This is a genomic window from Ruegeria sp. BF10 (genome assembly GCF_056538725.1).
This window is the reverse complement of the sequence record NZ_JBQFTR010000002.1, coordinates 662823-675972: the sequence shown is the minus strand read 5'-3', so window position 1 is coordinate 675972 and position 13150 is coordinate 662823. Positions and strand designations below refer to the sequence as shown.

At 58.5% G+C, this 13150-nt stretch carries 9 protein-coding genes; 3 read left to right on the top strand and 6 right to left on the bottom strand.

Features of this window, described 5'->3' with window-relative positions; translation table 11 throughout:
• Positions 1–155: 155 nt before the first annotated feature.
• Positions 156–2630, bottom strand: coding sequence for a CoA transferase (locus ACR0DJ_RS12790; RefSeq protein WP_480685217.1), 2475 nt, complete (start codon positions 2628–2630; stop codon positions 156–158).
• A gap of 519 nt (positions 2631–3149) precedes the next feature.
• Between ACR0DJ_RS12790 and ACR0DJ_RS12785 the strand changes: the two genes are divergently transcribed.
• Positions 3150–4256, top strand: a complete 1107-nt coding sequence (locus ACR0DJ_RS12785) for a saccharopine dehydrogenase family protein (protein ID WP_170347157.1) — start codon at positions 3150–3152, stop codon at positions 4254–4256.
• A gap of 18 nt (positions 4257–4274) precedes the next feature.
• Positions 4275–5771: an L-piperidine-6-carboxylate dehydrogenase gene (amaB, locus tag ACR0DJ_RS12780; RefSeq protein WP_480685240.1), complete on the top strand. Its 1497-nt coding sequence runs from the start codon at positions 4275–4277 to the stop codon at positions 5769–5771.
• A 217-nt stretch (positions 5772–5988) separates the two neighbouring features.
• Here the strand turns inward: amaB and ACR0DJ_RS12775 are convergent, their stop codons facing one another.
• The 4 genes from ACR0DJ_RS12775 to ACR0DJ_RS12760 form a co-directional block, all read right to left on the bottom strand.
• Entirely contained in the window at positions 5989–6768 is a 780-nt protein-coding gene (locus ACR0DJ_RS12775; RefSeq protein WP_425079068.1) for an IclR family transcriptional regulator, read from the bottom strand.
• Between the two features lie 11 nt (positions 6769–6779).
• Positions 6780–8138, bottom strand: coding sequence for a TRAP transporter large permease (locus ACR0DJ_RS12770; RefSeq protein WP_170347151.1), 1359 nt, complete (start codon positions 8136–8138; stop codon positions 6780–6782).
• Positions 8138–8803, bottom strand: coding sequence for a TRAP transporter small permease (locus ACR0DJ_RS12765; RefSeq protein WP_152460474.1), 666 nt, complete (start codon positions 8801–8803; stop codon positions 8138–8140). The genes ACR0DJ_RS12770 and ACR0DJ_RS12765 overlap by 1 nt, the downstream gene beginning before the upstream one ends.
• Before the next feature lie 64 nt (positions 8804–8867).
• Positions 8868–10106 carry a TRAP transporter substrate-binding protein gene (locus ACR0DJ_RS12760; protein WP_170347147.1) on the bottom strand — a complete coding sequence of 413 codons (1239 nt, stop codon included), beginning with the start codon at positions 10104–10106 and terminating at the stop codon, positions 8868–8870.
• A gap of 109 nt (positions 10107–10215) precedes the next feature.
• Here ACR0DJ_RS12760 and ACR0DJ_RS12755 point away from each other — a divergent pair, with 109 nt between their 5' ends.
• Complete coding sequence (locus tag ACR0DJ_RS12755; protein ID WP_152460476.1) at positions 10216–11811, top strand: GMC family oxidoreductase; 1596 nt, start codon at positions 10216–10218, stop codon at positions 11809–11811.
• 93 nt (positions 11812–11904) lie between these two features.
• Here ACR0DJ_RS12755 and ACR0DJ_RS12750 read toward each other — a convergent pair whose 3' ends face one another.
• A complete protein-coding gene (locus ACR0DJ_RS12750; protein WP_480685215.1) occupies positions 11905–13146 on the bottom strand; it encodes an acyl-CoA dehydrogenase family protein in 1242 nt (413 codons plus the stop codon).
• Positions 13147–13150 lie beyond the last annotated feature (4 nt).

Sequence of the window (13150 nt, the reverse complement as noted above, 5' to 3'; positions counted from 1 at the left end):
CTGTGGCAAAGCGGTTGAATATTCTTTGCAAGTCGCGCGGGTACCAGCCCAAAGCTTGTCACGACGGATACCACCCGTTGCCGGAGCCGAGACTCCGGGCCTGCGGCGGCGGATGGCATATATCGTTGATTTCCGAACCATCTGTGGCTGGTTGATTATTCGGGCAAATACTCTTCCGACCATCTTTCGGCGGCCGATCCAGCAGAGATCATCGCGTCGATATCCTCATCTGCATAACCGACGTTTCGCAGAATGCTGCGTGTATCCGCGCCGTATTTCGGCATCGGTCCGGGAATGACGATCCGGGCGCGTTCGGGTCGCACGGCATTTGGGGCAACCAGATCGCACCACCGGCCCATGGGGTGCATGTCATGCCGAATGACGCTGAATGTTCCCCGCGTCAGGTCGATATTTCCGGCACTTTCCGGCTGCAACACGGCGTCGCGCGTGTCATGCAATGATCCCAGAGGCATGACGGTGCTGGCGGAACCGGAAAACGCCTTTTGCCAGTATTCAACAGGTTGCCTGGCAAAATGATCGGCAAGCGCATCCGGCAGTTCCTTTTCCGGCATATCGGCCACGCTGGCGAGGTCCGAGACACGGCGCAGGGCTTTGCGTTGTTCGGTGGGTGCGGCAAAGAACATCCACCCGTCCGCCGCGCGGTAACAATGGTAGAATGGTCCCCAGCCCATAGCTGCGCGCCCGGCTGGTTCGTCAAAGGCCGCGCGGCCTTCGAAATCATACATCAACTGCGCCTGAATGAGGTTGCCGGCCGCCGCCAAAGCAGCCCGCGCAATCCCGCCTTTGCCGGTTTTCTGCAATCTCAGCAGGGCCGCGCCAAGCGCAACACATGCGCAATAGCCGGTCAGCACATCAATCGTACCGAAATGCGCATGTTCTTCGGGTGTCGCCATGCCACCGCCAAAACGCACCATGACCCCTGTCGCCGCCTGCGCCAGGTCGTCATACCCCAGATGGTCCGACTTCGGTCCGCGCGCAGGGCCGCCAAAGGCATCGAGTTGCACCAGAATGAGGCGGGGGTTGATCGCCGTCAGCTCTTTTTCGCTCAACCCTAGGGCATCGCGCTGCTCATCCGTGCCGTTCATGGTGACCACATCCGAGGAGTCGATGAGCCGCCGCAACGCCTGCTGCCCGTCATCCGAGCTCAGGTTCAGCAAAACGCTTTGTTTTCCACGATGTGCGTGCAAGCCGAAAACCACGGTGTTCCACGGATCGACTGATGGCTCGGCCGGCTGGACAGAAGTCACCTGAGCGCCAAATCGCGCCAGCGTAGACCCAATCGTCGGACCGGCGATCACATTGGTCAGGTCCAGCACCTTCAACCCCTCCAGCCAGCCTTGGCCGCTTGCGGCTGGTGGTCCGCTGCGCGGCGGTTCAGCAAGTATCGTTGAAACGGGTGCGTCATCGGGATCCGGGCCCGGTTTCTTGACCAGCGCAGCGCCATCATCCGCAAGCCACGCAACATTTCCCATCTGCTTCATGTTCCCATGACGCGGGTCCTTTACCTCCAACACCAGACCTGAGGCCAAAGCATGCGGATCGGCCAGCCATTCCTTGCTGAACCTCTGCGCCGTTCCGGGCGCCTTGGCGGACCCGAAAAGGGCTTCCCACTCATGAGAGGGCCTTGTCAGAAAAGCCTTCTTCATCGCGTCGGACACACGCGCGCGATCCCTTGCTCCGACAGGATAGTTGCGCAATGACCATTCATCCGGCCAGTCTGCGGTATCGAGATAGGCGTCGAAGTCCGGCAATTGATCGGCAAGGTCTTTTAGGCCAAGCGTCTCCAACACCCGCAGTGGATGTGTTTTTACACTGCCCGCAACCACATAGAACCCGCGCCCGTCGGCGCAGGTATAAGTTCGATAGAAAGGGTCCAGGAACTCTTCCAGTTCCGCAAAGCTCAGATTCGTTGGCCAGCCTCCGGCTGCGCGCCTGTCAAGTTCCACTTCGCGCGGAGACTTGTAGCGTTCGGGATAATCTTCAATCTGCTCACAGTTGTACACCAACCCCTCCAGCAAGGCCGAAGCCAGAGGCACCTCGATGTGATCGCCTCCGTTCCGGTCACGTGCAGCCAAAGCGAACTGCACGGCCATCGCCCCGAACGAAGCGCCATAGGCCGATGCCAGCGTCAAAGGTGAAAAGGATGGGTTGATGCCCATCAGACGCCGGTTCAGCCCCATATCCGTGAATTGCCCGGTGCGGGCCGCGATCACGGCTTCCCACGCGGGATAATGTGCCAGCGCGGGATCGGTCGAGGCAAACCCCGGAAGTGACAATGACACGATGCGCGGATTTATGTCGCGCAGAGCTTTCGGACCCAGGCCCAGCCTCTGCATCACGCCGGGCCGGAAGTTCTCGATCACCACGTCAGCCCGTGCCACCAGTTCGCGTGTGACCTTCAAACCCGCGTCCGATTTGAGGTCGATCGTCACAGCGGTTTTGCCACGGGACAGCATATCAGTGGCCGGTTCTTTCAATCGCGGGCCACCGGGCGGGTCGATGCGGATCACCTCTGCCCCCAAATCAGCAAGCATCATGCCAACCAGGGGGCCAGCCAAATACTGACCGAAATCGAGGACACGAATATGATCGAGCGGCCTTGCAGTCATTCCTTGCAACCCTCCCAGGGTGTTTGGTGTGTTTGTTGCGAAGCGGCTTGCGGGCATGAGGTCACAACCCCCTGCCTCGAGCAGGCTGAGGTTCCAGGCTTGGGACATAACGCGATCAATGCAACACCTGCCCTTGTTAAACCCGCGACAAGGCGGCCGCGACCGAGCTTCACAGCCTTCTCCGGCGACCGCTGGACGTAGCATGCAGCCGTGCAAAGCCAAGAAGTTGTTCGATTTGACCAAGCTGTGTCGCAAACGAGGAACATCGTTCAAAATTCCACGTTTGACGCATATTTGGAAGCGCTCTGAGCCCCGGATGAAAGCGGACCTTCCAAGGTAGCAAACGGCGCAAAACAAATGGTCACGGCGCGACATGCCAGCGGCAATCGCAATTTCGTCATTATGTCGTTTTGTCCGATGATTTGACACATTCGTACATCAATTCGTCAATTTCGTACCTATGAAGTGTCACGGCTACTTGTCACGCTTGGTACAGGATAGGAAGAAGCGGAGATTTTTATGTCCTGGAATGTGTGCGTTGTCGGCGCTGGAAAGATCGGGCAGATGATCGCAACCCTGTTGAAAGGGTCGCCGAATTACTCTGTGACAGTGGCAGATCATGATCTGAAAGCGCTTGGCGATATCTCGAAGATGGGCATTGGAACCAGACAGATCGATGCCAATGACGCGGACGGGCTGGCCCGGGAACTGACCGGTTTCGATGCAGTCATCTCGGCAGCGCCGTTCTTCTTGACCCCTTCGATTGCGAAAGCATCGAAAACGGCCGGCGCGCATTACTTCGACCTGACCGAGGATGTCGCGGCCACGAATGCGGTGCGTGAACTGGCCGGGAACAGCGCAACTGCGTTTATGCCGCAATGCGGTCTGGCACCAGGGTTTGTCGGCATCGCCGGGGCTTCGCTGGCGGCGGAGTTTGACGAGATTGACAGCCTGCACATGCGGGTGGGGGCATTGCCGCTTTATCCGACCAACGCGCTGAAATACAACCTGACCTGGTCCACCGACGGGTTGATCAACGAATATTGCAACCCATGCGATGCCATCGTGAATGGCAAGCTGGTCAAGACCGCGCCGCTGGAGAACTACGAAGTACTGGGCCATGACGGTGTGGAATACGAATGCTTCAATACCTCGGGCGGTCTGGGCACGTTGCCGGAAACGCTGGAAGGCAAGGCGCGGGACGTGTCCTATCGCTCGATCCGCTATCCGGGTCATTGCGATATCCTGAAACTGCTTTTGAACGATCTGGGACTGGAACGCCGCCGCGACCTGCTGAAAGAGATATTCGAGGCCGCCCTGCCCCGCACCGATCAGGACGTGGTGCTGGTATATTGCACCGCAAAGGGCAAGATCGATGGTGTGCTGCGCGAGAAATCCCTGATCAACAAATCCTTTGCCCGCACCATCAACGGACAGGTCTGGAGCGCCATTCAGGTCACGACCGCCGCAGGCGTGCTGGGCGTGGTCGATCTGATGCGGATCGGAGCGCTGCCCTCGAAAGGCTTTGTCCGGCAGGAACAAGTCAAGCTGGGTGATTTCCTCAACACTGAATTCGGCCAGCTGTATCGCGCTGGTGACGTCACCGAACAGAACAAGGCGGCCTGAGATATGAAAGACATCGTTATGACAGCCCAAACCACGCTTGCAAATCTGGATCTGACCGAGGCCCAACTGAAAGGCGGCACGCTAAAGGTCACGTCGCCGATTGACGGAAGCCTGCTGGCCGAAGTGCACGAGACGCCGATCTCGGACATGGACACCATCTTTTCCCGTGCCAAGGCCGCGTTCAAGCAATGGCGCGTGGTCCCTGCCCCGCGCCGGGGTGAACTGATCCGCCTGTTGGGTGAAGAGCTGCGCGCGGCCAAGGATGACCTGGGCGCACTGGTCAGTTGGGAAGCAGGCAAGATCACCTCGGAAGGTCTGGGCGAAGTGCAGGAGATGATCGACATCTGTGACTTTGCCGTCGGTCTGTCGCGTCAGCTCTATGGTCTGACCATCGCGTCCGAACGTCCCGGCCACCGGATGATGGAAACCTGGCATCCTGCTGGCCCGGTCGGCGTGATTTCCGCGTTCAATTTTCCGGTCGCGGTTTGGTCGTGGAATGCTGCTCTGGCCATCGTGTGCGGTGATCCGGTGATCTGGAAACCGTCCGAAAAAACCCCGCTGACGGCGCTGGCCTGTCAAAAGATTTTCGAACGCGCCCTGGCCCGATTTGGCGATGCGCCGGACGGTCTGCTGCAAACGCTTATCGGTGGCTCCGATCTTGGGGAAAGGTTGGTGGCCAGCGAAGATGTTCCGGTGATCTCGGCCACGGGATCAACCCGCATGGGCCGCGCTGTCGCCCCCATCGTCGCACAACGCTTTGGCAAGTGCATTCTGGAACTGGGTGGCAACAACGCAATGATCGTCGGCCCTTCGGCTGATTTGGAGATGGCCGTGCGCGCAATTGTCTTTTCGGCAGTTGGTACCGCCGGTCAGCGCTGCACCACGCTGCGCCGCCTGATCGTGCACAACTCGATCCGCGAAGAACTGGTGAGCCGTCTGAAAAAAGCCTATTCGGGTCTGCCCATTGGCAATCCTCTGACGGACGGCACGTTGGTTGGGCCGCTTGTGGACGAAGCGGCGGGCGCGGCGATGACCGCAGCTTTGAAAGCGGCCGAAGCCGAAGGCGGTTCGGTATTCGGCGGCAACCGCGTTACCGAAGGCGTTCCGGCAGGCGTTTACATGGAACCTGCGATCGTCGAAATGCCGGGTCAGACAGCGACCGTGAAAACCGAAACCTTTGCACCGATCCTCTACGTCATGGGCTATGACGATTTCGACGACGCGGTGGGGCTTCAGAATGATGTACCGCAAGGCCTTTCATCCTGCGTGTTTACCCTGAACATGCGCGAGGCCGAGCAATTCCTGACCGCGGCCGGATCCGATTGCGGCATTGCCAACGTCAATATCGGGCCCTCAGGGGCAGAGATCGGTGGCGCCTTTGGCGGAGAAAAGGAAACCGGCGGCGGGCGCGAAAGCGGTTCGGACGCGTGGAAAGCCTATATGCGCCGCCAGACCAATACCGTGAATTACTCGGCCGAACTTCCACTGGCCCAGGGTGTCAAATTCGACATCTGAGTGTCGCCGGAAAGCTGTCGGGCATAAACGTGAAAGGCCCGCGAATACGTCACCCGGGACGGCCAGTCCCGGGTGTTTTGTCCTGCATGTTGAGGCGGTCTTTTGGCCAAGGGTTCCGATGCCGCCGCGGCGACGGTCATTCCGGTGCTGATGGATTGTCATGTGTTTCGGCAAGAGGCTTTCGGCCTGATCATTGCCGGTCACCCCTCTGCGCCACTTACTCGCCCAACAGCAGCGACAGTTTTTCTGCACCACGGCGCAATGTGTCGAGAAATGACATCAGACTGCCGACATCATGCCGTTGCGTCGGGGCATGAACTGAAAGCGTGGCAACCAGCCTGCCCTGCGCGTCCTGCACCGGAACGGCAATCGCCACCATGCCCGCCATGAATTCTTCGTCGTCGGTGGAAAATCTCCGCTCGGCGGTGATCTTGATTTCGCTCAGCAGAGCCGTCGGCTCTGTCAAAGAACGGGCGGTCTGCTGTTTCAGCTTTCCGGCTGACAGAAACCCGTTCAGAGTTTTGGGACGCAAGGTGGAAAGGTACATCTTGCCACTGGCCGTACAGTGGAACGGCACCTGGGTTCCGATCGGCAATTGAATCCGCAACGGCCATTTGGTTTCCACCCGGTCAAGATAGATCATACCTTCGCGATCCGGGATCGCCAGATTGCAGGTTTCGCCCACTTCGTCGGCCACACCGCGCAGGATGGCGAGACGCGCAGTCCGCAGGTGTTCGGCGGACATGGTATTCACGGACAACAGCCGCAATCGTCTGCCCGGACCATAAGACCGCCCGTCAAGATCACGTTGCAGAAACCCCTCTGCCTCTGCCGTTTGCAGCAAACGATGGATTGTGGGCTTGGCCAATCCCAATGCGTCGATCAGGTCCGAGGGTTTGACCGCCACCCCGCGCCGTGCCACCTCTTCAAGGATCAGCAACAGGCGCAGGTTGGTGGGAATCTGAGTTTCTCGGTCTTTTGTGTCGGTTTCGGCCATCCCTTCACATTCTAGTTATTTGGCAGCAGGATCAAGGCCAGTCCGGGCACCAGCGACACCAATATCCAGACCGACAGCAGGGCCACCAAGTACGGCACCGTATAGCGCAGCAACCGGAAATACGGCACACCCGTCACGCCTGAAGCAACGTAAAGGTTAAGCCCATATGGTGGCGTGATAAACCCGATGGACGCCCCGACCAGGAAGATGACCGAGAAATGGATTGGATCAATTCCGACCGAGGCCGCGATTGGCGCAAGGATCGGGGCCAGGATGATCGTGACCGGAAGGCTTTCCAGCACCATGCCCGAGAAGAAGACGATTACCATCGATGTGAACAGAACCGCATGGTAGCCCCCCATGGAGGTCACGAAGTTTCCGATTGTTTCCTGAGCACCAAGCAGGGACAGGATTTGCTGCATCACCACCGAAATCGCGATCAACGGGGCCAGGATACCCGTAATCTGCGCAGACCTGATGACGATTGAGGGGATCTCAGGAATCGTGAACCCTTCGACCACGAACATTTCAGCGAAGCTCTTTTCGGTTGGCGGTATATCGTTCCGGGCCCCCATGATGCGGTTGATCGGGTAGCTGACCAGCCCCGCGATGACACAAAAGCCCACGGTCACACCCGCGGCCTCTGTCGGAGAGAACTTGCCGGTATAAATGCCCCAAAGCACAAGACCAATGGCGAAAAAGCCGAGCCAGGCACCAAAGGCTGTCTTCAGCACCCGGTTCAATTGCAGTGGGATCAGATAGCCCCACCCGTTCATGCGGCAGATGATCCAGCACGCCACCTGCATCCCGATGACCATCAGCGCACCGGGCAGAATACCGGCCACGAACAATTCGGAAATCGGCAGGTTCATCAGAAAGCCATAGACGATGAAGATGATCGAAGGGGGGATGATGATACCGACAGTGCCGCCCGCAGCAGCGGTCGCTGCGCTGAACCGTTCGTCATAGCCGCCTTTTACCATCTCGGGGTGCAGCATCGACCCGATGGTCGCCGTCGTGGCCGAATTCGACCCGGAAATCGCCGCAAAAAGCCCGCAGGCACCCAGCGACGCCATTGCAAGCCCGCCGCGTATCCAGCCCAGGCAGGCATAGGCAAAATCGCTGAGCCGTCGCGCGATGCCGGATTTGTTGATCAGGTCTCCGGTCAGGATGAACAGCGGCATCGCCAACAGGGCGAAGCCCTTGTTGAAGACGTTCAGCAGTTCGGCCCCCATATTGTCCAGCGTCAGGCCAAGGACAAAGGAACAACCTATGACCCAGTAACCGATGACCAGCAACACCGGTACGCCCAGCATGAACAGAAAGGTGACCCCCAACGAGATCAGTGTAACAAGTGTTCCGTCTGTCATCAGTCTGCCCCGATCACGGCCTGCTTGATCAGCGGCTCGCCTGTTTTCCAGTTGTGCAAATCATCGGCGAGGTTCTGAAACACGCGACCGACCATCAAGAAGAATGACAATGGTGCCGCCAGCAGGAACCACCACTGCATGATATTGTCCGTGCCCAGAACGATCTGAAAGTTCGAGGCCGAAAGCGCCACCAGCCGCGAGGTGGTCACGATGACGATCACCGCAAAGATGAACCACAGCACGGCGTCAAGAAACAGGCAGGCTAATTGCCCGCCGCGGGGCATAGCGGTGCGGAATTCACTGAAACTCAGATGCGTACGCAAGCGTACGTTGTAGGACGCTCCAAACCAGGCCATCACCATGAAAAGAAGCGGAGGAATGGTCGTGGACCAGGGTTCCTGATCATTGAAAACAAACCGGTCGATCACGCCCCAGAAAATGATCAGCGCGATGGCAAGATAAGAATACACCATGACCGACCGCTCTAGATGACGTTCGATCAGCGGCACCTTGCGATAGATCAGCATGACCAACAAACCCCCGATCGCGGCAACGACCGCACCAACGATCCAAGCGGCGTCGGATTCCAGAGCGAGTTGTATCTCAAATGAATCCTGGCTGAGAAAAGCGCTGAATATTGCGCCAATGTCTGCCCAAAGTGACATGAAGCCCGTCCTCCCAGTGGGTATTGATTGAACCGGCCCCTTCGGGCCGGTTCTGGCAGTCTAATCAGGCCTCGCCCTTCCACCAGCGGCGCGGCTCGACATTTTCCGGCAGCGTGTCCGCGGGGATCTCGCGCGCGATGTCGTAGATCTCCTGGTATGTGTCGATGCCACCGGCCCACTTGTTCAGCCGCTCGCGCCACTGCGCCCATGGCTCGGGGTTGTAGTTCGGAGCGCACATTTCCTCGGCTAGCTTGATCTGGTCTTCCGGCAGGAAGGCCGGGCGCACGCCGTTTTCCGCGAATATGGTATGCGGCAATTGCGGATCCGAGAATCCGACAGTGTTCAGCAGCGCCGCCTCGTTCGCGCCCTGGATCAGCGCCTGGGTGAAGTAGGACGATTCCATCACGGCATCCTGCAACTCGCCGCCCAGCCCGTCGAACACTTTGGCAGACATCGAAGTGTGTTCGGTACCGCAGAAGAACTTCAGGTTCACCGATTGCGAGACCACAGGCGCCATGTTCGCATATGCCACCGCCGAAGCCCAGGTTTCCGCACCGTCGATCAGACCGGTCTTGAGCGCATCCAGCGTTTCTTCCCATGCCACCGGCACTGGGTTCAGGTTCAGCAGTTGCATCGCGATCCGGCCAAGCTGCGTGCCCGTCACGCGGTTCTTGGTGCCGAACAACTCTTCCAGCTTGGTGACGGTCGGCTTGTCGGCAAAGGTCGAGCCCATTTGCAGACCGCGCAGTTCACAATGGGTGAACAGGAATTTCAGCCCGTGCCGCTTTTCCAGCGGGTCGCGCAGGATGCGCTGGCTGGCGGGGCTGTAGAAGAAATGATACTGCGCCGCCCGGCTGGGGAACATGTAGGCATAGTCCAGAACGTTCAGATAAGGCGCACCGCCGGCCGAATTCTGGGTCGAGGCCGCGTAGATATCAACGATTCCCTGCTGGGTTTTTTCAACACAGCTCAGTTGTCCGCAAATCTGGTTGTCGCCGATGAACTCGATCCGAATCTCGCCATCGGTCCGTTCTTCCAGATCGCGTGCGAATTCGATGGCGCCGGCGCGCTCGATCAGCAGGTTGCGGGTGTTGAAGCCCGACGCACCAAATTTCAACGTGTGCTTCGGTTCTTTCGAAAAGCGTTTTTCATAAGTGGATTCCGCCGCCTGCGCCAGGTTGGCCAGGCTCATCGCCCCGCCAAACCCTCCTGCTGCAAGCAGCGTCGAGCTCATGCCATAGCGCCCCGCCACCCGGAAAAAATCCCGCCGCGAAATACCACTCAGTTTCCGACCAATCTCCATTGCTTACCTCCCTGTTCGCAATTATTGAGACGTTTTGTATCAAAAAATGCTAGTATATTTCTTGCATCTTGCATAGAGTTTTTTTCAACGACGTTGGAAGGAGGCGGTCATGGAAGTGGATTATGCGGTAGTTGGCGCGGGGTCTTCGGGTTGTGTCATCGCCAACCGGCTCAGCGCCGACCCCAACACGACCGTCGCGTTGCTGGAGGCCGGCGGCCGCGATACCAACCCCTGGATCCACATCCCGGTTGGCTATTTCAAGACCATGCACAACCCTTCGGTGGACTGGTGTTACAGGACCGAGCCTGATCCCGGTCTGAACGGGCGCTCGATCGACTGGCCGCGCGGGAAAGTGCTGGGCGGCTCATCCTCACTGAACGGTCTGCTCTATGTGCGCGGCCAAAAGGAAGATTATGACCGCTGGCGCCAGATGGGGAATGTCGGCTGGGGCTGGGAAGACGTGCTGCCGCTGTTCAAACGCAGCGAAGATCAAGAGCGCGGCGAAGACCCGTATCACGGCGTCGGTGGGCCGCTGTCGGTGTCGAACATGCGCATTCAGCGGCCGATCTGCGACGCATGGGTCGCGGCAGCGCAAGCCGCCGGATACCCGTTCAATCCGGATTACAACGGCGCAGATCAGGAAGGCGTGGGGTATTTTCAGCTGACCACGCGCAATGGGCGCAGGTGCAGCTCGGCCGTGGCGTATCTGAAACCCATTCGAAACCGGCAAAACCTGAACATCATCACAAACGCATTGGTGACACGCATAACGCTGGATGGGAAACAGGCGACGGGACTTGTCTATCGGGATCGCGCAGGCAATGAGAAAACCCTGAAGGTTCGGCGCGAAATCATCCTGTCCGGTGGGGCAATCAACTCTCCTCAAATTCTGATGCTGTCGGGTATCGGCGACCCGGACCACCTGAAGAAAAACGGGATCGATCCGGTCCATGCCTTGCCCAATGTCGGCAAAAGGCTGCAAGATCATTTGCAGGCCCGTCTCGTTTTCAAATGCAATGAGCCCACATTGAATGACGAGGTGCGCAGCCTGATCAATCAGGCCCGTATCGCGCTCAAATACGCTTTGTTCCGGGCAGGTCCGATGACCATGGCGGCCAGCCTTGCGACCGGATTCATGAAAACACGCCCGGACGTGGAAACACCCGACATTCAATTCCATGTGCAGCCCTGGTCCGCCGACAGCCCCGGCGAAGGCGTACATCCGTTTTCCGCCTTCACCATGTCCGTGTGCCAGCTGCGGCCGGAAAGCAGGGGTGAACTGCATCTGAACGGCCCGGACCCGTCACAGCATGTGAAGATCATTCCGAACTATCTGTCGACGGAAACGGATTGCCGGACCATCGTTGACGGTGTGAACATCGCCCGCAGAATCGCTCAGCACAATCCGCTGGCATCGAAGATTTCCGAAGAGTTCCGCCCGACGTCACAACTTTCGACCGACGATTACGAGGGCACGCTGGACTGGGTCAGGTCGAATTCCGTTTCGATCTATCACCCAACGGGGACCTGTGCGATGGGTACGAATGAAACCGCAGTCGTAGATCCTGCGCTAAAGGTGCGCGGCATCGGAAACCTGCGGGTCGCGGATTGTTCGATCATGCCCGAAATCGTCAGCGGCAACACAAACGCTCCGGCGATCATGATCGGAGAAAAAGCGAGTGACTTGCTTGCCGCCGGAACATAGCGCGGCATGCTGCGTATCCGAATACCCAGGAAAACGGGGCAATTCGGCTTGCATTTCTTCGGGATATTCCGGTGATGCCGTCCCTGCCCTGACCTAGCGCAGAGGCGGCGTCAGCCATTGCGCGGACATCCCATAATTGGAATTCTTCAACTCCTGTTTGGCAATAGCCTGAAGATGGACCTCATCCGGCCCATCCGCATAGCGCAACGCCCTGGCCCAGGTGTAACTGTCGGCCAATGGCGTGTCGGGTGTCATGCCCATTGCGCCAAAAACCTGCATTGCACGGTCCGTAACCTTTGCATGCACCTGCGGCGCCACAACCTTGATCAGGGATATTTCGCGGAACGCCTTTTTCGCGCCTACCTGATCTATCTTCCAGGCCGCCTTCAGGGTCAACAGCCGGGCCTGTTCGATCTCCAACCGGGATTTCGCGATCCATTCACGGATCACGCCTTGTTCCGAAAGCTTCTTGCCAAATGTCTTCCGTTCCTGGGCACGTTCCACCATCAGGTTCAGCGCCATTTCTGCCGCCCCGATCGAACGCATGCAATGATGAATACGCCCCGGCCCAAGCCGCGCCTGAGCCAGTGCAAAGCCGCTGCCCTCTTCACCCAACAGATTGCCGGCCGGGACGCGCACGTCCTTGAAAACCAGTTCAGCATGCCCTTCGGGATCGTGCATGTTCAGGATCGTCGGATTGCGCACGATCTCCAAACCGGGCGTATTCTTTGGAACGATGATCATGCTTTGCTGTTTATGGCGATCGGCGTTCGGGTTGGTTTTGCCCATGACGATGAACAGTTTGGTGTTGGGGTGGCACGCATTGGTGATGAACCACTTGCGGCCATTGATGACGTATTCATCCCCCGCGCGCCGGATGGATGTCGTTATGTTGGTCGCGTCCGAACTCGCCACATCCGGCTCGGTCATGGCAAAGGCCGAGCGGATCTTGCCGTTCAACAGCGGCACCAACCACTCTTCGCGCTGCTCGGGCGTGGCGAACATGTGCAGCAATTCCATGTTCCCGGTATCCGGCGCGTTGCAGTTGAACACTTCCGAAGACCAGCTCACCTGCCCCATCAACTCGGCCAGGGGCGCGTAATCAAGATTGCTGAGCCGCGTACCGGGCTCATCATCCCGCAAGGAGGGCAGGAACATGTTCCAAAGCCCCTCGGCGCGGGCCAGCGACTTGAGGTCTTCCATGAACGAAACCGGGAAATGGCCGGCTTCAATTTCCTCTTTGTGGTCGCGAATGCGCGGATAGATATGCGCCTGCATGAAGGCTTTTAGCCGGTCGTGCATTTCCTCGGCGCGTGGTGATGGGGCAAAATCCATAGTG